A 23,128-nucleotide genomic window follows, 5' to 3' on the forward strand; every position below is an offset into this window, starting at 1 on the left:
GGTCATCGTGCTGGAACATTGCTTCCTCCGGGCAGAATCCCACGCACATGTAGCATCCCACGCAGTCCTTCTTGTTAAGCCTTACCACTCCCTTGATGTCCTTCACAAGGGCCATTGTAGGGCAGATCTCCGCACAAACTCCGCACTGGGTGCATATTGTTAGTCGGTTCCAGTTTCTGTCTTCAAATTTTTCCACTCTTATTCTAGATTTATTCTCGTTGTTTTCCTTGAAGTATGCCGACGAGCATTTTTCTACGCATGCTCCGCATCCTATGCATTTTGATTCGTCTTTTATGAGTCTTCTCATTGGACACCTCCACTCCTTATTGAAACACCATTTCAAAAATAGTATATCATTAAACCACTGATGGCTCAAGTATTAAATTGCCCTTTTCAAATCTGTCGATGCCCAAAAGGCTCACATCCACAGTCGGTTCGGATTTTGTTATCATTTCCGAAATAACTATTCCAGTCAGAGGTCCAAACATGAAGCCGTGACCGCTGAATCCAACTGCCATATAGAAATTATCAAGGCCTTCTTCAAGTCCGTAAATCGGCTGCTTGTCCGGAGTCATATTGTAAAGACCTGACCATTGTCTTACTACTCTAAGATTTCCAACAGGAGGAAGCGTAGCTGTAACAGTTTTTGCCATTTCTTCCAGGAACTCCCAACTTGAAGTTATCCTCAAGTCTCTAGGTTCGGTGTCATCTCCCCTGCCCATTATGAATGTTCCTTTTGCAGGATTCTGCTGGCAATATATATTTTTGGAGAACGACATGACCATTGGTCCCTGTACATGCTCTATCGGCTCTGTGACAAGAATCTGATGCCTTTCCGAATATACAGGCAGGTCAATTCCCACCATGTCACATATGTTTTTTGAATAACCTCCTGCAGCGTTTACAACTGTATTTGTTCGTATATTTCCTTTAGTTGTCATTACTTCAGTTACCTTATGTCCTTCTCTCTTTATACCGGTAACTTCAGTATATGTCATAAATTCGACACCTCTTTTTTTAGCAGCCTTGTAAAAAGCATCGGTAGTCAGGAAAGGATCAAGGAACCCGTCTTTTTGACAGAAGGCAGCACCTTTGATATCATCAGTATTCAGATGAGGAACTATTTCTTTCGCTTCCTCTATAGATACGATTCTTGACGGAATATCAAGTGAATTCTGAAGCTCAACATTTTTTTCAAACTGCTCCATTTCCTTGTCCGTGGAAGCAAGGAGAAGATATCCACCCTGATAAAAGCTTACATCCCTGTCGTATTCAAGTATTTCATTTGCATTTTCATAAAATTCTATACTTTGCTTGGCAAGTCTGCAATTCATTTCTGTTCCCCACTGCATCCTTACTCCGGCTCCACATCTTCCTGTAGAACCGCTTGCAATATACCCTTTATCTATAACCACTATATTCTTAACACCTTTTTCAGCAAGATGGTATGCTATTGAACAACCTGAAATACCTGCTCCGATTATTACTACATCAGCAATTCTAGTCATCATGACGGGCCTCCTTTGCAATCAAGTTTAGTTTTACGCCAACAATCGGCGGTCTGTTTGTCTGGAATTTCAACTCTGAAACAGGCTTTCCTGTGGCCTTTGACAGTTCCCTTAAAACAATCTGTCCACAGGTTTTTCCCTGACATGGTCCCATTCCTATTCTAGTGATCCTTTTTATTTCTTCAAAAGTGTGGTACCCTTCATCTATCAAATCTCTAAGTTCCTTCATGGTTACATCAGAGCATCTGCAAACAATTACATTTTCGTCCTTCATCATTCTACCTCCACTTCTATATTTCTGAATTTATAAAGCAAATCCCTAGGTACTTCAAGAGTTACAACCAAGGTCCTGTCAAGTGACTTGGAATTGAGCACTTTTACAACCCTTACATCTCCAAGATAATTTCCTTCTCTGTCAAGACCCTTAACAATGCTGTCCTTGACAGGAACAGGCATCATTTCATAAGGAATACTCATGTGAAGATAATCTTCCGATTTTGATCCATCTACCAGCATTATGGCTAGTCCTGGACATTTACCAAGACACACTCCACATCCTACGCAATTTTCGGATGAAACCTGTGGCAAATTGTTAATATCATCTCCCATGTCTATTGCATTGAATTTGCATGATGTTGTACATGGATTGCAGGGAATCTTCTGAAAACATTCAATAACTGCTACAGGTCCCTTGTTTATGGTTTCAATTGAAGGAAATACCTTCAAAATTTGTTCTTCAGTTGCTAATCCGTTAACTTCAAGCATTGTCGCGTCTCCTTTCGATTTGATCTATTCCATCCCTAATATGCTTTCCTACCGGTCCGGACCTCAAGCTGTTAAGCTGACTCTTGTAATCATTTAACAATTCATCATAATTTTCATGCACCTTGCCTACTTTTTTGGCTGTACATAAACCTGCCAGGTATCCCTCAACCATTGCCGCACTTGCTTCTTCTACTCCGCTGCTGTCTCCTGCCGTGAAAATGTTTTCTACAGTAGTTTCATAGTTGTCGTATCTCATTGGAACAAATCCGCTTAAGCTGGGTACATACTTCATTTCACATCCAACCATGGAAAGAAGTTCATTCAGGGGTGCCAGGCCAACGGATATACACATTACATCCACATCAAGCTCTTTTTCTGTACCTTCTATGGGATTCCATTTTTCATCAAGTTCACAGATGACTGCTTTTTCAAGATATTCTTCACCCTTGGCTTCAACAACTGTATGTCTTGTCAAGATTGGTATTCCCATTCTTCTGATTTTTGAAGCATGTACATGATATCCACCGATTTTTGGAGCCGCATCAATGACAGCTTCAACCTTCACTCCAGCCTGCATCAGCTGATAACTTACTATCAACCCTATGTTGCCTGCTCCAACCATAAGGACCTTGTCTCCAGGTCTGACACCATAAACATTCATCAATGTCTGTACTGCCCCGGCACCATATATTCCCGGAAGATCGTTATTCTTGAATGAAAGGAATTTTTCAGAAGCGCCGGTTGCAACTATTACCGCTTCAGGTTTGATTTTATAATATTTAGATTCATCCTCCATAAGAGTTATCATTCCGTCTTCATACAATCCTACTACATTTGTATTATTGATAATTTCAATATTTTCCTTGTATTCTTCCAATTTTTTGAAAAGTATTTCCGGTATATCTATTCCTCTGGTGGATGCATATTGCTTTTCAGATCCAAAGAACATGTGAGTCTGCTTTACAAGCTGTCCTCCAAGATTGCTGTTCCTTTCAATAACCGTCACCTTTGCTCCGGAAGAAGCTGCGCTTATAGCTGCACAAAGTCCCGCAGGACCCCCTCCTACAATTGCTATTTCTGTAGTTTTCATTCCAATCCTCCTTTGCCTCTTTGTGTTTCAACTATCATTCCCTCTTCAAGCTGAGTAACACAGGTCTTTACATTGGATTTTCCGTTTACAACCATAAGACAAGATGAACAATTTCCTATGGCGCAATAGAAGCCTCTAGGTCTGTGCTTGAAAATACTTTCCCCCAAAACCTTTACATTAGATGCATGTAACGCGGCGGCTACTGTTTCCCCTTCATAGCCTTCCATTTTTTCACCATTGAATGTGAATTCGATTTTTTTCCCTCTCTCAAACTTTAAGACAGGATGCTCTTCAATTCTCATAGTTCCCTCCTCAATTAATGTTCATGACTAATATCTATGACATACATTCATGATTAATATCTGACTTATATTAATGCAATTTGCGTGCCAACAAATAATTTTATAAAAAAAGAAAAAAATGTATAAAAAAAGAGAACAAACCACAATTTTTGTGGCTCATTCCCGTATTTTTTTTGTTATTTTTCCGTCAATCCATGTCTGGTTTTCGACATCGCAGTCAGTTTTTCGTCACTTTTGTTGGATTATTTAAAATCTACAGTCCGTATTTTTCAATTTTGTAATACAAATTACTCCTTGGCATTCTAAGATGCTCTGCTGTTTTTTTCTTGTTGTAATTGAATCTGGCAAGAGTCTTGCTGATTATTTCCTTTTCGATTTTCTCCAGGTAGTCTTCAATTCCCTCAGAAAATGAATCATAATCAATGGAAATCTCTTCCTCGATATTAATCTCCTGCAAATAATCCGGCAAAAATTCAACAAGGATCTTTTCATTATTGCTTTCCTTTGCAAGAAGGACACATCGCTGCATTATATTCCTTAGTTCCCTAACATTACCTTCCCAACTGTGTCTTTTGAATATTGCTAATATTTCATTGGGTATTTCAATGATATTCATTCTGTTTTCCATGCATATCTGTTGCAGGAACTTGTTTGCCAAAAGGACAATATCTTCTTTTCTTTCCCTCAGTGGAATCAATCCTATCTGGAATGTATTAAGCCTATAGTACAAGTCCTTCCTGAAGCTTCCGTCATTTACAGCTTCCTTCAAATTCTTGTTTGTAGCCGATACGATCCTTACATCTATTTCTATTTTTTTGTTGCTCCCTATTCTGGTCACATATCCATCTTCAAGGATCCTTAGTATCTTCGGTTGCAAGGAAACAGGCATGTCTCCTATCTCATCAAGAAACAATGTTCCATTGTTGGCCTCTTCAAACTTCCCAGGCTTGCCTTTTTTATTTGCACCGGTAAAGGCTCCTCCCTCATAACCAAAAAGTTCACTTTCAAACAACTCTTCAGGTATTGCAGAACAGTTTACTGCTACAAAATTACCTTTTCTTCCACTTTCATAGTGTACAGCTTTTGAAAAGAGCTCTTTACCAGTACCACTTTCACCGTTCAGCAATATATTCATAGGTGTCCTTGATATATTCTTGCATAAATTTATCCTTTTGATAAATTCAGCATTATTGCTTATTATGTTTGAAAAATATGATTCCATATTTACAGTCGCTGACAGTTCCTTTTCAAGTTCCGCCAAGCTGTTTTGTGTTTTAGAAAGTACATCGCTCAATTTAACATATTCAGTTATGTCGCGATCTCTTGAAAGGCCTCCGATTAAATTACCTTCCTTGTCGTACAAAGGAATAGCACTTATTATCGTATAAGTTTTCTCTCTTGGGCTATTGTAAATATCAAAAAAAGACTTTTCACTTTCAATAACTTTCGGAAGCAGCGAACTGGGAAAAACATCCCTTAAATCCTTCCCAATAATATCTTCTTTCTTTACATCAAAATACTCTTCAGAAGTCTTGTTAAAAAATACGGTGTTTAAATCTGTATCGACAACAGTTATAGCATCTGGGATATTATCAAGTATATATTCAAACACTTCTTTGTTTTCATCGTTGAATTTAATAGTCATTACCTATTTCCTCATTATGATATTTTTCGATAAAGAGATCATCCAGATTCCAGAACTTCTTAAACTCATTGTACTTCATCTTTGCAGTAATTACATCTTGTCCTTTTTTTATTCCCTTAATCATTATATTCTTGGGAGTATGTTCCATAGCTACAAATTCAACAAGTTTGACTTCATACCCTTCATTGTTCAGGTACAACGTCCGCAAAGTATCCGTTACCAGTGATGACAGCCTTTCCTTTATAAGTCCATGTTCAATCATGGGTAAAAGGCTATCATTCTCTATCTTGCTGAAAAATTCATGCTGGCAACATGGTACTGAAAGAATATAATCAACATCCCATTTCACTGCTTTCACAAGGGCTGCATCAGTTGCATTGTTGCATGCATGGAGTGTTACTATCATGTCTATATTGCTTTGAGCATTAAAATCAGATATATCCCCTTTAATGAATTCAAGCTTTTCATAGCCTATGTTCTTACTGGTTTTATTGCAGAAGTCAATAACATCATCCTTCAAGTCCAGGCCTATTATTTCAACATCTTTCTTCAATATATTGTTGAAATAATAGTATAACCCAAATGTCAAATATGCCTTTCCGCACCCAAAATCCACTATTCTTAATTTTTCTTCAAATTTTTCACCATCAATAGTCCCATCAACAATTTCGAGGAATTTGTTTATCTGTCTGAATTTATCATATTTTTTCTTGTAAACCTTTCCGTTTTCATCCATAACTCCGAGTTCCATCAGGAAATCACATTTTTCATTGTCAGGAATTATATATTCTTTTTTTCTGTTATGCGAAAGGTCCAGACATACTTTTCCCGCATCCCTTTTTTTGCAAGTCAGTTTACCTTTTTTCGAAACCATGCATTGATATTCATGGAATTCTGTTCTAATAAATATATTCTTGAAATCTTCAGTCAAGGTTTTTGTGAGCTTTTCGATGGCCTCATCTGCTTCAAGATTTTCATGAAAGGCCTTATTGCTTACAATCGATTCAAATTGAAGTAAATATTCATCCTTTATTGTTACAGGTTTAATATTTATCCTTTTACATTCATTTTGTTTTCTTCTGTAATTCGAAACAACCATATTGACAAGAGAATTACCCCTAATAATATCTTCGATAAATTGATTCAGCTCCATTACAACTCCTTAAAAGGCCGTCATATAAATGACGGCCATATTATTATCCTCTAGCTAGGCTTTATTGCTGTCAAGCCGGCCTATTGTATTATTGGTTTTAAGCTCACTTTTTCTTCCAAGAACTTTTCAGGGAAACTATCCTGTTGAATACAATCTTTTCACTTTCCTCTGTGTTCTTGTCGATTATGAAATATCCATGTCGCAAAAACTGGAACCTGTCTCCTGTTAACGCTTCAGACATATTTGGTTCAATTTTACAGTTTTCAAGTGTCACCTTTGACATAGGATTGAGCTTTTCAAGGAAATTTGTTTTGTCAAAATCCTCATCCTCCATCATGTAGTCATAAAGTCTCACTTCAGCATCAAGTGCATAGTTAGCTGAAACCCAATGAAGAGTTCCCTTTACCTTTCTCTCAGTAAACCCGCTGCCACTTTTTGTTTCCGGATCATAGGTACATCTAAGCTCGACTACTTCACCATTCTCATCCTTAACCACTTCATTGCACTTTACAAAATATGCGTGTCTAAGCCTTACTTCATTTCCTGGAAACAATCTGAAGAATTTTTTTGGTGGCACTTCCATGAAATCTTCTCTCTCAACATATATTTCACGACTGAAAGGTATGCTTCTCTTGCCCATTTCAGGATTTTCCGGATTGACATCTGCATCAAGGTATTCTACTTCTCCCTCCGGATAGTTTGTAATAACAATCTTTAACGGGTCCAAGACAGCCATGGTCCTTGGAGCCTTCATCCTCAAATCTTCCCTTATGGAATGCTCAAGCATTGAAATATCAACAACACTTTGAGCTTTCGAAACTCCTATGTCATCACAAAATTTTCTTATTGATTCCGAAGTGTATCCGCGTCTTCTGTATCCTGAAATTGTCGGCATCCTGGGATCATCCCATCCGTCTACATAGTTCTCATCAACCAATTGCTTAAGGTATCTCTTACCCATCATAGTCTTTGATAGAAATAGCTTTGCAAATTCAATCTGTTTAGGAGCCTGAACCTTGAATCTGTCAATATTTGCCAGAACCCAGTCGTATAGAGGTCTATGATCCTCAAATTCCAATGTGCATATTGAGTGGGTAATTCTCTCAACAGCATCCTGGATAGGATGAGCGAAGTCATACATTGGATAAATGCACCATGAATCTCCCGTATTGTGATGATATGCCCTCAATATTCTATAAATAACAGGATCTCTCATGTTGAGGTTTGGACTAGCCATATCTATCTTGGCCCTCAAAGCCTTCTCGCCATCCTTATACTCGCCATTTCTCATATTCCTGAAAAGTTCAAGATTCACATCTACGGACCTGTCCCTGTACGGACTTTCCTTTCCAGGCTCAGTGAGGGTTCCCCTGTATTCCCTCATTTCATCCGAAGTAAGGTCATCCACATAAGCAAGACCTTTTTCGATCAATTCTTCAGCACATTCATACATTGTCTCGAAATAGTTGGATGCATAGAACACCTCGCCATTCCATTCCGGACACAGCCACTTAACATCCTCGATTATGGCTTTAATATACTTGTCGTCTTCCTTCACAGGATTTGTATCGTCAAATCTAAGGTTAAAGATTCCCTTGTTGTTCATTGCCAGGCTGTAATTCAAACATATTGACTTAGCGTGTCCTATATGCAGATAGCCATTTGGTTCAGGGGGAAATCTTGTATGCACTCTATTGTCATAAATACCTTCTTTATTATCATTATCAATTATTTTCTGTATAAAATTCGAACTTTCGCTGTTTATTTCGGTCATAAGAACCTCCTAATCATTTCAATCGATAGAGATATATTAGCATATTTATGCCATTAAATCAATTTTAGAAAGTATTAAAAAGTATTAAATTGAAATTGTGAATAATTCTGAATTTAAAGAGAGTTCCTTAAGAAAGATTGTTCAGTTGATTAAGCCTTGGTTCAATCTTTCTTGGATAGTCGGTTATAACATCAGCGCCACTCTTATTTATTATTACTGTATCTGAATGTCTAAACCCTCCTATGCCCGGAACATATATACCAGGTTCAATTGAAAACACCATATTTTCCTTAATAATCACATCAGAGTCAAATCTGATATATGATTCTTCATGAAAAGCCAGTCCTATAGCATGTCCTGCTCGATGTATGAAATAATCTCCATAACCTGCATCCTGAACAATTTTTCTGGCAACAGAATCAACTTCACTCATTTTCAATCCAGGTTTTATAAAATCCATACATACCTGCTAAGCCTCAACCATGACATTGAATATTTTTCTTTGATCATCAGATGGTTCACCAATAAAAAACGTCCTTTCACATTCTGCATGATAATCGTATATTCCTGCCTGTCGACTATGAATAACTATATCATTTCTCTGAAATTTCCTTGTATTTGAAAACACATGCGGCATATTAGTTCTATAAATTCCAGATGGAGACATGACCAATAATTCAGAAGCTGTGGCATTTGGGTATTTGATGGATATTTGCTCGTAAAGTTTTTTTGTTCCATATGAATCAAACTCAAGCTCACTTATACCTTCCTGTGCTTTCTCAAAGGATTTAGCTAATGCATAGCTGACGAGTTCTCCTGATCTAACAAGATATTCAATCTCATTTTCATCTTTAATGAATCTCATCCTTTGGATTTTTTTGCCTATATATTTTAATCCGAATCCTTTTGATTTCAATAAATTAGTCATTTCCAAATTAATTGAATTGAATTCTATTCCTATGGAATTGTTCATATTGTAATCCAAAAGTACATCGTCAAACAATGCAAGGAAATTTTTCTTTTCATATGCTTTTTCGGGATGTTCATAATATACATATAGATTATCTACGTCCGCTTCATCTTTAGCGTGATTTTCTTCAAGACATGGAATTATTAGGCTTTTTTTATCTCTTGAAACGATTAGAACAATCGGTCTTGAGTACATAAGAGCTTTAAACCCAGATATATAGTACTGACTTAGAGGATTTGTTATGATGCATAAATCTATTCCCTCATTCTCCATGAAATCTCTTAACTCTTTCATTCTTTTTCCTGTATTCATAGTTTCCTCCATAAATTTTCTATTTACATGCGCTTTCATTTTTCATTTTTATTATATTGCTGTCTTTAGTTACCAAACTCACTATTATCAGAACAATAACTGCTAACGGAAGCGAGACTATGACACTGTTCAGGTTGTATGGTCTTGCCATAGGAATTTCCCAAATCAAAGTAGTAGCAACGCCAGTCAGCATGGATAATATTCCGCCCTGTTTTGTGACATTTTCCCAGAAGAAGACTGCAAGTACTGCAGGACACAAACTAGCTCCATACACGGTATATGCATACATTTGAAGAGATAGTATGCTTGGGAAAAATCTAATCATCACAAAGGCTATTACACCTAAAAGCACTACAAATGTCTTAATGAACATCAACTTTTCCCTGTCTGTTGCATTAGGATTAATAAATTTCCCATAAACATCATACGTTACATTTGTTGCAGCAGATAGCAGATAAGAATTACCCGTAGTTATAATGAATGCTGATGCCAATAGTATTCCGCCTATAACATTTGGCAATACTACAGTAGTTGATATCAAGGCCATACCTGGTGCAATATCCGGGAAAATTGATTTAGCGACATAAGCAATTACTGCAACACTTGGCATAATTATCAATACACCAATGAACCAACCTATCATACCTATTTTTGCAGATTTATCTTCCTTTGAAGAAGCTAGTCTCTGATACATGTTCTGATCGCTTAAAAGCAAAACCAGCAATGGAAGATAAAAACCTATCAGCTGAAGAAAAGAGAGAGAACCAGTTACCGTATTGTTCTCGGCAGGTACAGATGCTGATATATGCTCCCAACCTCCACCGAAGGCAATTATCGCCGGCACAACCAGTTCCAGTCCTATCAACATGAGAAACGAACTCAAGGCATCAGTTGGAGCTACTGACATCAATCCTCCTATTGATGCTAAGAATATGATCAATACTGCACCAATGATAGTTCCTAGTTCCACTGATATTCCCGTAGTTACATTCAAAATAAAACCGAATCCTTTGTACTGATATGATACTATTCCTATGAAAGCTAGAATAATTATTATGGAAGCCAACCCTCTCGCAAAAGGTCCATATTTCTCTTCCAGAATCTCTGAAACTGTATATTTCCCTCTAGCTCTAACCTTTGGAGCAATTTTATAGATTATTACTATTCCTATAATAGAAGGGATTGCGAACATCAGTCCAGGAATCAGCCCGTAACTATATGATAGCGAATTAGGTCCCCCAGTAACTGTGCCACTTCCACACCAAGTGGCAATCAATGTACCCATCAGAATAAACGGACCCAATCCTTTACCAGCTAGAATAAAATCTTCACTGTTTGTAATTTTTTTTGAATATCTTATGCCCATTGCCACCATCACTACACTATACAAAACCAGGTAAATTAATAATTTGGGATTATTCGTAATTTCCATAATCTTTTCTCCTCTATGAATACAATAAAACTGACACAACGTCAAATAAAAGCTCAGGAAACAAAAAATAACATATTTAACTGTGCCATAGAATTGTTTAACTCAGAAGGCTACAACAACGTCACAGTTAATGATATCACTAAAAAAGCAGGTACTGTAAAGGGATCTTTTTATACTCATTTCAAATCAAAAGATCAAATAATAATTGAAGAATTCAAAAAATTCGATATCTATTACGAAGAAATATTTAATAAAATAAAAAAACTAATTCTTATGATATACTCTATGAATTTTTAATTAATTTGCTTGAATATTTTATGGAAGAAGTTGGTTATGATATTTTGTACATCATATACAGTACTCAATTATCATATAAAAAGGAAAAAACATTCATTATAGATGAAAGCCGCCCCCTCTATGTGACAATTAATGAAATAATTAAAAAAGGACAAGACAAAGGAGAATTCCGAAATGATATATCTTCAGCAGAATTGACTAAAATGATATTCAGAACCATTAGAGGCACTTTTTATGAATGGTGTTTGAATGACGGTAAGTTTAATTTGATAGATGATGGTGCAAAGTTTTATAAAATATTTCTATCCTCCTTCAGAAAAGATGTAAGTCAACCATAATATTAAATGCAAATATAATCAAGAAGATTTGGTTTTTAAATCATTTACAAATATTTATACATTTGATATTATATTTAAATAAAATATCAATATGGAGAGTATTATGAACAAGATAGGTTTTATAGGAGCAGGAAATGTTACTAAAGCCATAATTACCGGTATGGCAAAAAATAAATTTGAACTTGATAGGATATATGTAAATTCAAAATCTAATGAATCGAAAGAAAAGCTAAGCTTGGACTTGATGGTTAAATGTGCAAAAAACAATGTTGACCTTGTTAAGAAATGTAAATACATATTTTTTTCAATCAAATCCCAACACTATGCGAAAGTATTCAATGAAATCAAGGATGTAATTGATCCCGAAAGACATGTGATAATAAGTCTTGCACCAGGTTATTCCATTGAGGAATGCAGAGAGCACGCTGAAATAGAAAATTTGAAGGTAGTAAGGGCAATGCCCAATATTCCTTCCCTGGTTGGAGAAGGGATGACAGGAATATATTATGCTAGAAATGTTTTTACTGATGAAGAAAAGAAAGAAATTGAAATCATATTCAAAGGATTTGGTGAAGTCCAGGAACTTGACGAAGAAGAACACATGGATACACTTGTGTCTATCTCAGCAAGTTCACCTGCATACGTATATATAATGATTGAAGCCATGGGTGACGCAGGAGTACTTACCGGTCTTCCAAGGAAAATGTCCTACAACCTTGCTGCCCAGGCTGTAATGGGTGCAGCGAAAATGGTAAAAGAACTTGATGTACATCCGGGCGAACTTAAGGATTCCGTTTGTTCCCCTGGAGGAACTACAATAGAGGCCATCAAGGTTCTTGAAGACAGAGGCTTCAGAAGCGCTCTCATAGAATCAATGTTGGCTTGCTATAAAAAAGCAAAAAATTTAAAAAGATAATCAAATGTTTCATTTTCATAAATTAGAAGGAGCCGTTCTTAAACAGCTCCTTTTTGATTGCAGCATATCTTAATCCCAATGTTAAAAGAGAGAAATCACTGAAAAATATATAAGTGGTATAAACAATGCCGGCAACATGTTCCCAACTTTCAGCCTGTCCCTAATAAAAACATTGAAACCAAGTCCCATAATCAACAAACCTCCTACGGCAGACATTTCATTTATGACAACATCCGTCAATACATCTTTCAAAGACCCGGCAAGAAGAACTATGGATCCCTGATACAGGAATACAGCTGCACTTGAAAATATTACACCTATTCCGAGTGATGCAGTCATTGCAATTGATATGATTCCATCCAAAAGCGACTTGGCAAACAATACGTCATGCTTGCCAAGGAGACCTCCTTCAATTGCTCCTATAATAGCCATTGATCCTACACAATACATAAGTGATGAAGTTACAAATCCCTGGCTTATATTACTGTCTCCGCTTATCCTGTTTTGAAGCATTTCTCCTGCTCCTTCAAGCTTCGACTCTATATCAGCCATCTCTCCAATCAATGTTCCTATTACCATACTGCAGATAACCAAGAGTATATTCTCTGTTCCCGTGGCCATCTTTACGCCTATGAGCACTATAGCCAAACTGATTGATTTCATTATGCTTTCACTGAATCTATCAGGTATCAGATTCTTGAAAAAGTATCCTGTAAGACTTCCAAAAATTATTGCTACTGCATTTACGATTGTTCCCAACATAATTATGTCCTCGCTAAGTAGAATTTAAAATCAAACCGCCATTGCAGCAGTCATGCAAATCATTATAACACAAATATTCAAATGTTAAACTTTGAATTCATTATTTTTTTCAATCACTTCAAGACCGTATCTTTCAAGCTGCTGATCTATCCTTTTCCTCTTAGCAGTGCCCGGTGCTTTTATATCACCCATAAAGAAAAGTCTTTCTATCAAATCTGCATCCTTAAGTATTTCATCATAAGGGCCGTGGTTCTTTCCTTTTTTTGAATGTTTCGAGATGCTTCTGCAAACGATTTCTATCTCTTCACTGTCAAATAGGCCTGTATCCTCTAGAAACCCTTCCACTAAAATAGCTCCCGAAGGACCATGGGCTTTTGTATAGTCATCATTTATTATCCTTCCAACGTCATGGAGCAGCCCGATTATATAACCAAGTTCCGGGTCCAGTCCTTTTGAGTAAGCTGCAGAAGCACAGAAATATGCAACACCATAAGAATGAATCATTTCATCAAAACTTCCGTCATCAAAAACAAAACCCATATCATTCAACATAGTAAGATGCTTGTTCAAATATTCCATTACATACTTGATTCTTTCCACATTATCACCCGTCACAATATCTTTATATGATTAGATTTGTTTGAAGCCTTAATCATATGGATTAAGGCTTCATTCGCGTTTTTATATAGCTTAATAAATACTTGTGCAATTGACGCGGCTAAGCCGCTTTCTTGATTCAGAAAAATTTAATGTTTAAGCTTTGTCTATAGAGCCGAATATCTCCATCTTTTCCTTAACTGTAGCTTTGATCGCTTCAAATCCAGGCGCCAGAAGTTTTCTCGGATCATATCCCTTTCCTTCAAGGTCCTTGCCATCTTCAATATATTTCCTTACAGCCGCTGTAAATGACAGCTGGCACTCGGTATTCACATTGATTTTTGCAACTCCCAGTGAGATGGCTTCCTTGATCATATCTACAGGTATTCCTGTACCACCGTGAAGCACAAGAGGCATATCGCCAGTGAGTTCCTTGATTTTTGCCAATATGTCAAAATTCAAACCAGTCCAGTTGGCAGGATACTTACCGTGGATGTTGCCAATTCCCGCTGCAAGCATTGTAACTCCAAGATCTGCAATCATTTTACATTCCTGTGGATCTGCCATTTCTCCCGTTCCAACAACACCATCTTCTTCACCGCCTATTGCACCAACTTCAGCTTCAACAGTTATTCCTTGAGCTTCGGCAATGGCAATTATTTCTTTTGTCTTCTCAACATTTTCATCTATTCCATATTTAGAACCGTCAAACATTACAGAGGTAAATCCAGCTTCCATAGCTTTCTTTGCACCTTCATAAGAACCATGATCAAGGTGTACGGAAACAGGTACTGTAATATTCAACTCTTCTATCATACCCTTAACCATTCCTACAACAGTTTTAAAGCCGCCCATGTATTTTCCCGCGCCTTCTGATACTCCAAGCATTACAGGCGAATTATTTTCCTGTGCTGTCAATAGTATTGCTTTTGTCCACTCAAGATTGTTAATATTGAATGCCCCAACTGCATACTTCCCTTTTACTGCATCTGCCATCATTTGTTTAGCTGATACCAACATAATAATACCTCCAGATAATTTTGTTATATCAAACCGGATATTGCACAATCATTTTATTTCAAGAAAGCAGCTTCGCTACTTTAACCGCATAATACCAATGCTTCAAGGGATTATGCATTTTAAACTCTCTTAAGCTGCAAAAAAAAAGGATGCGTCAAATCTACTCATCTTTTATTGACAAGTGCTCCCGTTAAGACTATTAATAAAATCACTGCTACAATTCCAGTAATTAATATCATTCTTCAGCACCTTAAATAATTATTCTCGTTTCCCCTATAATTATAGCAGAAATATTTCTTTTTTTCTATAGACAAAGTTTATATTTGAGTAAAATTTCATTCAACATCAATCTATTTCAGTTTTTCGACTTTCTTCTTTATTATTTTGTGTATTTTCTCATAACTCGGCGGCGGTCCCTTTTGAATAGTCTTGCCGTCTACATATACACCGTCCAGTATTCCCCATTCCCTGTAAACGTCAATATCGGTCGTGTCATAGATTTCCACTATGACACTATCCTTAAACTCCTCAACAGCTTTCCTGGTTCTTTCAAAAACAATATTCTGCGCAGGACACCAGCCGTTTACAAAGGCATCTATTTTGACTTTTCCTTCAACAAGTTCAGGTTTTTTTCTCATCTTGATTAAAACCGGCGGTTCTATACCTTCAACAAAAGGTTTCCAAAGCAATACCCTTATACTGTCCTTGTCGATTTTCCTGTAGCCATGTTTCTTGAACCATGAAGCCTTCATGAAAAACGGCACGGAAACACCCCACGCCAGAAGAGCCTTCACACCCATTTCCCTGCAGTCCTTTTCTGCGGCTTCTATCAGCATAGTGCCAATTCCCTTTTTCTGTCGATTGCCTACACCTTCATCATACCCATGCACCCAAATGCACATAATCATATAGAAACCTTCTTTCCCTATGAAAGAGTATTCAGAAGGAACGTATTGAATCATCCCGCAGGCCCTGCCCTCATCATCAACTGCCAGTTTGACCCTAAGCCCCTTATCTTTCATCTTTTCATACCACAGGGACTTATGATTACCTGCATCCTTCATTTCTTCGCTCCAGTCTTCCAGACAATTGAAGTAAGTATTATTATATTCAGTCTTCAAATCCATGATTTTCATATTAACCTCCAACAATTTGAAATGATTTTCAGTCGATACTGTCCGCTTACTACTATTATACACCTTCTTAAAAATATATTAAAATTCTCAGGACACTTTCCTTCGTGGTTAAATATCGACTATGTCGATAACGCAGCAGAGCTGCTTTCCTTCCTTCGAATTATTTGAAATTCTAGCTAATGATAATTTGCAAAAACCGAAATTATCTTAAACGTCATGTAAATAAAAAAGCACTTCCAAACTTAATGCTTGAAAGTGCTCTTACACTGGTGCCGAAGGTGGGACTCGAACCCACACGAGTGTTACCTCACTGGATTTTGAGTCCAGCGCGTCTGCCAGTTCCACCACTTCGGCGCGACCCGTAATTAAGATAATAGCACAAAGTTTCAACCAGTGCAAGTATAATTTTACTTATTTTTAACTTTTGAATAATATAATGTTGTAACCTTTTTATTATCAAGTCCCTTAAGAATCTCTTCTTTACTGAATCTATATTCAAATCCACATTTTTCACTAACTTTTTGTGAATTCTTGTTAAAGTCAAAATGACCGCTCCAGACAATATCCAGCCCCATTTCCTTGAAGCAATATTCAACCAGATAATCTACTGCTTCAGGCACATATCCATTTCCCCAATAATCAGGATTCAATACATATCCTATTTCCCTTTGCTTCAGATCTCTATTTTTAGGATCAGGACATCTTTCATGAATTCCTATGCTTCCGATAACCTTTTTCGTCTTCTTTAATTCTATGGCATAAACTTCTTCACCATTAATAAAAGATTTAATAATCTCCCTGCTTTTGTTAATACTGCTGTGAGGCTTCCACCCGGCATTAGGTCCGACCAGTTCGTTCTGAGCATATTCGAAAAAGTCTTCAAGATCAGAAATTTTCCATTGTCTTAAAATCAATCTTTCAGTTTCAATTGTTTTCATAACGACTCCCCTTCATATTTGATATTTTTAGTTCATTCTTACAGCTCAGGAAAGTCAAAAATGCATAATCCCTTGAACTATTGGTATTATGCGTTCAATGAAACTTTCCTTCGCGTCTTAATAACCGCTTACGCGGTTAACGCGGCAAAGCCGCTTTCTTGTATTATACACGAGCATCTTCAAAAACGCAAAAGCACCTTGAAGTCGATTCTTCAAGGTGCTTTATTACGGTGTTTTGTTTTGGTGCCGAAGGTGGGACTCGAACCCACACGAGTGTTACCTCACTGGATTTTGAGTCCAGCGCGTCTGCCAGTTCCACCACTTCGGCGTAACCCGTAATTAAGATAATAGCACAAAGCGGTATGTAACGCAAGGACAAATTTAATTTTTATTGAATAATTTCTATTCGACTGACATCATTAAAAATCCAGAAAATGAAGCATTGTCGCAACCGGCCTTTATATCAACTTCCCTTCTCATTTCCTTGAAATATTTTTTATATTTCGAATAGAATTCATATGATGGCCTTGGCTTGTATATTATGTCTTCAAGTTCATAATATGCAATGATCTTCTTTACTGTTGTAGGCTTGATAAAAACCTCTTCATCAGGATTATAATACAGAGGACATATTGTTATAATAGGCCATTTTGCAAGTTTTGCCTTTTCAAGGACATCTATCATCAAATCAAAACCCTTTTCCATATCTCCATGTATTGTTTCATAAAGACCTTCCACCAGTTGACTTTTATCCGGTTCTTGGAGAGCTTTCCCATAATCCTTAAATCTTGCCTTTTCAAAAACCGATACCAGAGATGATCTAGATACAATTTTAATCAAGTCTTCCATTACAGCATCTATATCCAAGAATCTATCTTCAGCAAACATTTCTCTCGCCATATCCTTCATTTTGCTTATTTTATGCTTCTCGGCAATCTTCTTCATTTCCTCTTCTTCAAATCCTTTCGGATATCTTGAAAAGAATATCTCTTCCGCTTCCTTTAATTTTTCTAGATTCACTGTTCTCCTCCTGAAAAAAACGTATTCATTCATATTTTAATACAATACCAGTGAAATTGCTACAACTAAAAAAACACGGGAACGACATCAATCATTTCCGTGTTTTTCTTTAATTCTATTCAACTGTTACAGATTTAGCCAGATTCCTTGGCTTGTCGATATCGCAATCTCTGTATAGCGCGGCATAATAAGCCAATAACTGTGCAGGTATTGCAGATACCAGTGGTGTAAGCTTTTCATGTACATCATCAATTATTATCTGGTCTGTTTCAGCACTGAGTCTTCTCATAGAGATGGCGATTACAGCCGCTCCCCTTGCCTTCACTTCCTTGATATTGCTTCTAGTGTTTAGATTAATCTTTTCCTGTGTTATTATGGCAACTACAGGCGTATTGTCTTCTATCAGGGCGATTGTACCATGTTTCAATTCTCCTGCAGCAAAACCTTCAGCCTGGATATACGATATTTCCTTCAGCTTAAGTGCCGCTTCCAGACAAGTATAATAATCAACATGCCTTCCAATATAGAAACAGTTCCTGGATTCAATAAGGTACTCCTTCGCAAGGTTCTCGTAAAGCTCCTTGTTATCGCATAGTCCTTCCATAACACTTGCAGCTCTTGAAAGCTCATTGAGCATGTCGAAACTGCAATCATCCTCTATTGTACATGCCAATATTGAAAGAACCGCTATCTGAGCCGTATACGCCTTGGTGGATGCAACTGCAATCTCAGGTCCGGCATGAAGCAGCATCTGGTAGTCTGTTTCCCTGTAAAGAGTCGCTCCTTTTACATTTGTTATGGCTATTGAAGGATATCCCATTTCTTTAATCTTAACCAACACCGCCCTGCTGTCAGCGGTCTCACCACTTTGTGATATGAATATAAACAGTGGTTTCTCACTTAGAATAGGCGTATTGTAAACAAACTCGCTCGATATATGAACCTCGGTAGGTTTTTTTGAAATGTTTTCAAGAAGGCTTTTCCCGACCAGACCAGCATTATAGCTTGTGCCACATGCTACTATATACAGTCTGTCCGCTTCTTTAACAGCATTTACTATTTCCGACGATACAGCAAGCTTTCCATTCTCATCCTGATAGTTCGCTATGATCCTTCTTAAAACAAATGGCTGTTCATCGATTTCCTTCAGCATGTAATGGGGATATGTACCCTTTTCTATATCCGATGCATCAATCTCACCTTTAAAGGTCTCTCTGTCAAGCTTGATGCCGTACAAATTGTATATCGAAACTTCGTCTCTTCCCAATATTACAAATTCCTTGTCCTGCAATTCATAGAATTCATTTGTATGGTTTATCATGGCCATTGCGTCGCTTGCTATGAGATTGAAATCCTCACCTTTTCCAATAAGAAGAGGCGATTTGTTTTTGGCAGCATAAATCACGTCAGGGTTTTCACTGTCTATTATGGCCAGCGCATAGGATCCTTTAAGAAGCGAAAGGGTATGTCTTATTGCAAGAGGAACATCCCCGTCCTTGTCAGTAAACTTCTGAATAAGCTGTACTATGACTTCAGTATCCGTATCACTTGTAAATTTCGTATCCTGAAGATACTCCTTTTTTAGGATGCTTTCGTTTTCTATTATACCATTGTGCACCAGTGTAAATCTCTCTGAAGAGCTTTGATGCGGATGGGAATTGACCCTGTTGGGTATACCATGTGTAGCCCACCTGGTATGTCCTATGCCCAACGTTCCCATCTGGCTAAAATCCACTACTTCCCTCAGATTGGTAATTCTTCCCTTATCCTTGTAAATATGTATACCGTCTCCATTCAAAATAGCAATACCTGCAGAGTCGTAACCTCTGTATTCAAGTTTTTCAAGCCCTGAAAGTATTGTTTCCTTTACGTCTTCGCGTCCGATGTATCCAACTATTCCGCACATAGTTTTCTCCTTTCAATTGTCATGGTTCGAATTTCAGGATGAATATTTTCTTTGTCCTCAAAATCACTTTTGAGTTTTGAAAATACCTGCGGCAATCCTGTCTACCGTGGGGCATCCGCCGAATTTTCGATACTCCCCATCCTCGTCAACTTGAATGCATTTCCGGTCCCATTCAAGTTCAGGCGCTTAATCGTTTCAACAATAGATTGATCGGACATGGGACTCGTTGTCCAATCCACATCCTCCTTTCATACTAATATATAATACAACAGAGACCTACTTATGTAAATCTCTGTTTTGTATGTTTTGTTAATATTTTATTAAACGACTTTTTTTATACCTATGTATTTGTCTCCAACTTCAGCAATCAATACCGACATGAAAATCACTACAAAGCCTATCAACATGATGCAATTATATCCTTCCTTCAAGAACAGTATGGCCAAAATGCTTCCAAATACAGATTCGAGACTCAGAATGATTGCAGCATGGGATGCCGATGTAAATTTCTGAGCAGTTGTCTGCAATGCAAAACAAACGAAGGTGCTCATTACACCCAGGTATACAGATCCGCCTATATTGGCCATACTTACAGGCATTGAAGATTTATCGAACAATAGTATAACTCCAAAATAAGCAGTTGAAAAAACTATTTGCACCGTGCTCAGTACAATGGGATCCTTGTTCTCAACAAATTTTCCTGTAGACACAATATGGAACGCAAAAAACACTGCTCCAAGAATAGTCAGGAAATCTCCCTTGCTGAAATCTCCAAAATGCTCAAAATCAAATGTCAGTAAAAATATGCCAATTAGCATCATGAATGCAGCAATTATATTGTTTGTTTTAGGTTTCATCCTAATGGTTATCCAATATACAAAGGGAACCATTACCACCGAAGTGCTTGTCAAAAATGCATTATTGGCTGCCGATGTATAGATCAGCCCTACAGTTTGAAACACAAAGCCCGTAGCAAGAAAGAAACCCATTATCGACCCTGACACCATATCTCTTTTATTCATACCTTTAAGTCTTTTCCTGAAAAATACTGAAGATATTATTCCTGCAGTTAAAAACCGGTAAAACATTATCTGCATCGCCGAAAGAGTATCAAGAGAATTTTTAGTGACTACAAATCCACTTCCCCATATTAAAGCAACGATCAACATAGTCAGATCGGCTTGTTTTGATGTTAATTTCTTCATTATTCACCTGCCTTAATGATATACGGTTATTCTACATCATATGCCCAAATTGTCAATACAAATAAAAAGTTATGACAGCAAATTAATATTTTTTAATGGCAAAAAAAAAGTGCCGAAGCACTTTTAATGTAATTTTACATTTTCAATAAATCCGATCCTCATAAAATCAAGATAATTGAAAAGTCTTCTCTTCATGTCTTCTACACCACCATTAGACAAAATTATGTAATTAACACCTTTTGTGAGGGATGTAGAAAGGGTCATGCATAGATTCTCCAAATCCTCATCGGTCATGTCGTTTTTCCTACAGAAATTCTTTGCAATTTCGTTCAGACTTTTGGACATGTACTCTGTCATTGCCTTCTCTACATTGTATTTTGTCTTAACCTGATCTGTAGCCTTAATCAAGATAATAAATACGTCTTCATTTGTTGAATAAAGATCTATGAAATCACTTATGCATTCTTTAAGTAATATAAATACGTCATCAATTGACTCTCCACATTTGCATCTGTCCATTACAGACATGATCTTTTCAGCCAGGTCCTTGACTATAACATCAAACAATTCTTCCTTGTTCTTGAAATATCTGTAAATATTACCAACAGAAATTCCCGCTTCTACTGCAATTGCATTCATTGAAGATTTGTTATAATCCTTTTCTCTGAAAATTTTTACGGCTGCGTTTAAAATACTGTTTCTCACTTCTTCTTTTAATACTTGAGGCATTTGAACCACCATTCTTTTTTATTTAATTTTATCATGAATTCACTAATAAGTCAAATCATAAACCGATAATTGTTTTTTTTGCTGTTGAAAAAGCAAATTGGAGATTATACCCTCCGGTCTCGCCATCAATATCTACCATTTCACCTATGAAATGAAGGTTTTTGTTCCTCACCCAGGACATGTTTTTGGGTTCAATTTCATCAACGCTTACTCCACCACTGGTAACCATTGCACTTTCAAATCCGCTGAAAGAATTTATCTTGAATCTATATTCCTTGCAGTTGGTAATGAATCTTCTTATTTCTTTCTTTGACACTTCAGATATTTTTTTCATCGGATCAAATTCCGATGCATCGATAAGCCTTTCTATCAATCTATTTGGAAGATCAATATTTTCTTCCAGGACAGATTTAACCGCTTTTTTAGGTGCACCGGAAGCTGCTTCCCTTATCTTTTTTTCTAAAAAATCCATGGTATCACCAGCAATGAAATCAACAACAATTTCATCACCTTTATCCATATACCGGGAATTATTCAATATTACGGGACCCGAAATATCTTTATGGGTAAATAATATATCCCCTGTTTTTTTGATCTTCTTTTTATCAGGGCCTGAAATTGTTATATTGACATTCTTGATTGCAACACCCGACAATTCTTTAAAAGAATAGTCTTCAACACGAACCGAAGTCAAGGCAGGCCTTGGCTCACTGACTGTTACTCCGATATTTTTTAATATGCTAAACAAGCTGCCGTCTGAACCGGTTGCCGGATAGGATTTGCCTCCTCCGGCAAGTATAAGTTTCCTGGCGGAATAATTGTTGTTCCCCGTTTTGACATTGAACATTTCTGCAGTTTCAATATATTTGATTTCCGCTACTTTCTCATTCAACTTAATCTCATGGTTTCTTTTTTTGATTTCTCCGACAAAAAATTCTACAACAGTTGAAGCCTTGTAGTCGGCAGGAAAAACCTTGTTATCTTCTCTAACAGCAAGTTTCAATCCGTTCTTTTCAAAATATTCCATCAGCATGATATTGTTGAATTCATACAATATTTTCCTGACGAAACCAGGATTATTATACCTTGAAGGAAACTTTTTAATATTCTCAGCATTTGTTATATTGCATTGACCGGCTCCAGTCATAAGAAACTTGACTCCAACCCTCTTGTTGCCTTCCAGTAGAACCGTCTTGTATTTTTTATCAATATTGGCAGCCGCAAAAAGTCCCGCCGGACCTCCCCCGACAATAATTACATCATATATCATTTTTTCTCCATTATTATAAATCAAACTGCCCCTTTGGACAGTC

Annotated in this window: 23 protein-coding genes, 2 tRNA genes and 1 pseudogene; 3 read left to right on the forward strand and 23 right to left on the reverse strand. The window is 37.0% G+C overall.

The features are described from left to right. The 11 genes and pseudogenes from BUB05_RS12290 to BUB05_RS12340 form a co-directional block, all read right to left on the reverse strand. Positions 1–307: 4Fe-4S binding protein (locus BUB05_RS12290; protein ID WP_073049917.1), on the reverse strand; the 307-nt coding region annotated here is incomplete at its 3' end. 49 nt (positions 308–356) lie between these two features. Then, on the reverse strand, positions 357–1,508 hold the full coding sequence (locus tag BUB05_RS12295; protein WP_073049977.1) for an NAD(P)/FAD-dependent oxidoreductase: 1,152 nt from the start codon (positions 1,506–1,508) through the stop codon (positions 357–359). After that, positions 1,501–1,785, reverse strand: coding sequence for a (2Fe-2S)-binding protein (locus BUB05_RS12300; RefSeq protein WP_342747111.1), 285 nt, complete (start codon positions 1,783–1,785; stop codon positions 1,501–1,503). The genes BUB05_RS12295 and BUB05_RS12300 overlap by 8 nt, the downstream gene beginning before the upstream one ends. Further along, the gene (locus BUB05_RS12305) at positions 1,782–2,273 is read right to left on the reverse strand and encodes a 4Fe-4S dicluster domain-containing protein (RefSeq protein WP_073049918.1); all 492 of its coding nucleotides are present in this window, start codon (positions 2,271–2,273) and stop codon (positions 1,782–1,784) included. The genes BUB05_RS12300 and BUB05_RS12305 overlap by 4 nt, the downstream gene beginning before the upstream one ends. After that, positions 2,266–3,363, reverse strand: coding sequence for an NAD(P)/FAD-dependent oxidoreductase (locus BUB05_RS12310; protein WP_073049919.1), 1,098 nt, complete (start codon positions 3,361–3,363; stop codon positions 2,266–2,268). Before BUB05_RS12310 ends, BUB05_RS12305 begins: the two co-directional genes overlap by 8 nt. Further along, the gene (locus tag BUB05_RS18705) at positions 3,360–3,665 is read right to left on the reverse strand and encodes a (2Fe-2S)-binding protein (protein WP_073049920.1); all 306 of its coding nucleotides are present in this window, start codon (positions 3,663–3,665) and stop codon (positions 3,360–3,362) included. The genes BUB05_RS12310 and BUB05_RS18705 overlap by 4 nt, the downstream gene beginning before the upstream one ends. A gap of 253 nt (positions 3,666–3,918) precedes the next feature. Further along, entirely contained in the window at positions 3,919–5,310 is a 1,392-nt protein-coding gene (locus BUB05_RS12320) for a sigma-54 interaction domain-containing protein (RefSeq protein WP_073049921.1), read from the reverse strand. Beyond that, a complete protein-coding gene (locus BUB05_RS12325) occupies positions 5,300–6,463 on the reverse strand; it encodes a class I SAM-dependent methyltransferase (RefSeq protein ID WP_073049922.1) in 1,164 nt (387 codons plus the stop codon). Before BUB05_RS12325 ends, BUB05_RS12320 begins: the two co-directional genes overlap by 11 nt. A 103-nt stretch (positions 6,464–6,566) precedes the next feature. After that, positions 6,567–8,237 carry a glutamine--tRNA ligase/YqeY domain fusion protein gene (locus BUB05_RS12330; protein ID WP_073049923.1) on the reverse strand — a complete coding sequence of 557 codons (1,671 nt, stop codon included), beginning with the start codon at positions 8,235–8,237 and terminating at the stop codon, positions 6,567–6,569. Positions 8,238–8,364: 127 nt separating this feature from the next. Next, positions 8,365–9,558: pseudogene (locus BUB05_RS12335) on the reverse strand (M24 family metallopeptidase). Further along, on the reverse strand, positions 9,539–10,951 hold the full coding sequence (locus BUB05_RS12340; protein WP_073049924.1) for a sodium:solute symporter family protein: 1,413 nt from the start codon (positions 10,949–10,951) through the stop codon (positions 9,539–9,541). The pseudogene BUB05_RS12335 and the gene BUB05_RS12340 overlap by 20 nt, the downstream one beginning before the upstream one ends. Positions 10,952–10,966: 15 nt before the next feature. Here BUB05_RS12340 and BUB05_RS19015 point away from each other — a divergent pair, with 15 nt between their 5' ends. From BUB05_RS19015 to proC, 3 genes are all read left to right on the forward strand, one after another. Continuing rightward, positions 10,967–11,248: a TetR/AcrR family transcriptional regulator gene (locus BUB05_RS19015; RefSeq protein WP_073049925.1), complete on the forward strand. Its 282-nt coding sequence runs from the start codon at positions 10,967–10,969 to the stop codon at positions 11,246–11,248. Positions 11,249–11,268: 20 nt separating this feature from the next. Then, positions 11,269–11,586 (forward strand): TetR/AcrR family transcriptional regulator C-terminal domain-containing protein, encoded by a 318-nt coding sequence (locus BUB05_RS12350; protein WP_073049926.1) that lies wholly within the window; start codon positions 11,269–11,271, stop codon positions 11,584–11,586. A 103-nt stretch (positions 11,587–11,689) separates the two neighbouring features. Beyond that, a complete protein-coding gene (gene proC, locus BUB05_RS12355; RefSeq protein ID WP_073049927.1) occupies positions 11,690–12,502 on the forward strand; it encodes a pyrroline-5-carboxylate reductase in 813 nt (270 codons plus the stop codon). 81 nt (positions 12,503–12,583) lie between these two features. On the opposite strand, the gene BUB05_RS12360 is transcribed toward proC, so the two are convergent. The 12 genes from BUB05_RS12360 to BUB05_RS12415 all read right to left on the reverse strand — a co-directional run bounded on the left by BUB05_RS12360 (position 12,584) and on the right by BUB05_RS12415 (position 23,085). Continuing rightward, complete coding sequence (locus tag BUB05_RS12360; protein ID WP_073049928.1) at positions 12,584–13,264, reverse strand: DUF554 domain-containing protein; 681 nt, start codon at positions 13,262–13,264, stop codon at positions 12,584–12,586. Between the two features lie 84 nt (positions 13,265–13,348). After that, positions 13,349–13,864, reverse strand: coding sequence for an HD domain-containing protein (locus BUB05_RS12365; protein WP_073049929.1), 516 nt, complete (start codon positions 13,862–13,864; stop codon positions 13,349–13,351). Between the two features lie 153 nt (positions 13,865–14,017). Next, positions 14,018–14,881 carry a class II fructose-1,6-bisphosphate aldolase gene (fba, locus tag BUB05_RS12370; protein WP_073049930.1) on the reverse strand — a complete coding sequence of 288 codons (864 nt, stop codon included), beginning with the start codon at positions 14,879–14,881 and terminating at the stop codon, positions 14,018–14,020. A 350-nt stretch (positions 14,882–15,231) separates the two neighbouring features. After that, positions 15,232–16,017, reverse strand: a complete 786-nt coding sequence (locus BUB05_RS12375) for a GNAT family N-acetyltransferase (RefSeq protein ID WP_073049931.1) — start codon at positions 16,015–16,017, stop codon at positions 15,232–15,234. A gap of 267 nt (positions 16,018–16,284) precedes the next feature. After that, positions 16,285–16,371, reverse strand: a tRNA-Leu gene (locus BUB05_RS12380). Positions 16,372–16,424: 53 nt separating this feature from the next. Beyond that, positions 16,425–16,955 carry a GNAT family N-acetyltransferase gene (locus tag BUB05_RS12385; RefSeq protein ID WP_073049932.1) on the reverse strand — a complete coding sequence of 177 codons (531 nt, stop codon included), beginning with the start codon at positions 16,953–16,955 and terminating at the stop codon, positions 16,425–16,427. A 241-nt stretch (positions 16,956–17,196) separates the two neighbouring features. Beyond that, positions 17,197–17,283, reverse strand: a tRNA-Leu gene (locus BUB05_RS12390). Between the two features lie 74 nt (positions 17,284–17,357). Then, positions 17,358–17,975 (reverse strand): hypothetical protein, encoded by a 618-nt coding sequence (locus BUB05_RS12395; protein WP_073049933.1) that lies wholly within the window; start codon positions 17,973–17,975, stop codon positions 17,358–17,360. Between the two features lie 115 nt (positions 17,976–18,090). Further along, the gene (gene glmS, locus BUB05_RS12400) at positions 18,091–19,881 is read right to left on the reverse strand and encodes a glutamine--fructose-6-phosphate transaminase (isomerizing) (RefSeq protein ID WP_073049934.1); all 1,791 of its coding nucleotides are present in this window, start codon (positions 19,879–19,881) and stop codon (positions 18,091–18,093) included. 320 nt (positions 19,882–20,201) lie between these two features. Continuing rightward, positions 20,202–21,086, reverse strand: coding sequence for a DMT family transporter (locus BUB05_RS12405; protein WP_073049935.1), 885 nt, complete (start codon positions 21,084–21,086; stop codon positions 20,202–20,204). A 123-nt stretch (positions 21,087–21,209) separates the two neighbouring features. Beyond that, a complete protein-coding gene (locus BUB05_RS12410) occupies positions 21,210–21,815 on the reverse strand; it encodes a TetR/AcrR family transcriptional regulator (protein ID WP_073049936.1) in 606 nt (201 codons plus the stop codon). 55 nt (positions 21,816–21,870) lie between these two features. Continuing rightward, positions 21,871–23,085 (reverse strand): BaiN/RdsA family NAD(P)/FAD-dependent oxidoreductase, encoded by a 1,215-nt coding sequence (locus BUB05_RS12415; protein WP_094762912.1) that lies wholly within the window; start codon positions 23,083–23,085, stop codon positions 21,871–21,873. Between the last annotated feature and the right edge of the window lie 43 nt (positions 23,086–23,128).

The sequence above is a fragment of the Dethiosulfatibacter aminovorans DSM 17477 genome, assembly GCF_900142005.1.
Classification (GTDB): Bacteria; Bacillota; Clostridia; order Tissierellales; family Dethiosulfatibacteraceae; genus Dethiosulfatibacter; species Dethiosulfatibacter aminovorans.

What these genes read in the sequence shown, in the direction of transcription:
- BUB05_RS12295 (WP_073049977.1), bottom strand. Translation starts at nt 1,508, where the DNA reads ATGACTAGAATTGCTGATGTAGTAATAATCGGAGCAGGTATTTCAGGT.
- BUB05_RS12300 (WP_342747111.1), bottom strand. Translation starts at nt 1,785, where the DNA reads ATGATGAAGGACGAAAATGTAATTGTTTGCAGATGCTCTGATGTAACC.
- BUB05_RS12305 (WP_073049918.1), bottom strand. Translation starts at nt 2,273, where the DNA reads ATGCTTGAAGTTAACGGATTAGCAACTGAAGAACAAATTTTGAAGGTA.
- BUB05_RS12310 (WP_073049919.1), bottom strand. Translation starts at nt 3,363, where the DNA reads ATGAAAACTACAGAAATAGCAATTGTAGGAGGGGGTCCTGCGGGACTT.
- BUB05_RS18705 (WP_073049920.1), bottom strand. Translation starts at nt 3,665, where the DNA reads ATGAGAATTGAAGAGCATCCTGTCTTAAAGTTTGAGAGAGGGAAAAAA.
- BUB05_RS12320 (WP_073049921.1), bottom strand. Translation starts at nt 5,310, where the DNA reads ATGACTATTAAATTCAACGATGAAAACAAAGAAGTGTTTGAATATATA.
- BUB05_RS12325 (WP_073049922.1), bottom strand. Translation starts at nt 6,463, where the DNA reads ATGGAGCTGAATCAATTTATCGAAGATATTATTAGGGGTAATTCTCTT.
- BUB05_RS12330 (WP_073049923.1), bottom strand. Translation starts at nt 8,237, where the DNA reads ATGACCGAAATAAACAGCGAAAGTTCGAATTTTATACAGAAAATAATT.
- BUB05_RS12340 (WP_073049924.1), bottom strand. Translation starts at nt 10,951, where the DNA reads ATGGAAATTACGAATAATCCCAAATTATTAATTTACCTGGTTTTGTAT.
- BUB05_RS19015 (WP_073049925.1), top strand. Translation starts at nt 10,967, where the DNA reads ATGAATACAATAAAACTGACACAACGTCAAATAAAAGCTCAGGAAACA.
- BUB05_RS12350 (WP_073049926.1), top strand. Translation starts at nt 11,269, where the DNA reads ATGGAAGAAGTTGGTTATGATATTTTGTACATCATATACAGTACTCAA.
- proC (WP_073049927.1), top strand. Translation starts at nt 11,690, where the DNA reads ATGAACAAGATAGGTTTTATAGGAGCAGGAAATGTTACTAAAGCCATA.
- BUB05_RS12360 (WP_073049928.1), bottom strand. Translation starts at nt 13,264, where the DNA reads ATGTTGGGAACAATCGTAAATGCAGTAGCAATAATTTTTGGAAGTCTT.
- fba (WP_073049930.1), bottom strand. Translation starts at nt 14,881, where the DNA reads ATGTTGGTATCAGCTAAACAAATGATGGCAGATGCAGTAAAAGGGAAG.
- BUB05_RS12375 (WP_073049931.1), bottom strand. Translation starts at nt 16,017, where the DNA reads ATGAAAATCATGGATTTGAAGACTGAATATAATAATACTTACTTCAAT.
- BUB05_RS12385 (WP_073049932.1), bottom strand. Translation starts at nt 16,955, where the DNA reads ATGAAAACAATTGAAACTGAAAGATTGATTTTAAGACAATGGAAAATT.
- glmS (WP_073049934.1), bottom strand. Translation starts at nt 19,881, where the DNA reads ATGTGCGGAATAGTTGGATACATCGGACGCGAAGACGTAAAGGAAACA.
- BUB05_RS12405 (WP_073049935.1), bottom strand. Translation starts at nt 21,086, where the DNA reads ATGAAGAAATTAACATCAAAACAAGCCGATCTGACTATGTTGATCGTT.
- BUB05_RS12410 (WP_073049936.1), bottom strand. Translation starts at nt 21,815, where the DNA reads ATGCCTCAAGTATTAAAAGAAGAAGTGAGAAACAGTATTTTAAACGCA.
- BUB05_RS12415 (WP_094762912.1), bottom strand. Translation starts at nt 23,085, where the DNA reads ATGATATATGATGTAATTATTGTCGGGGGAGGTCCGGCGGGACTTTTT.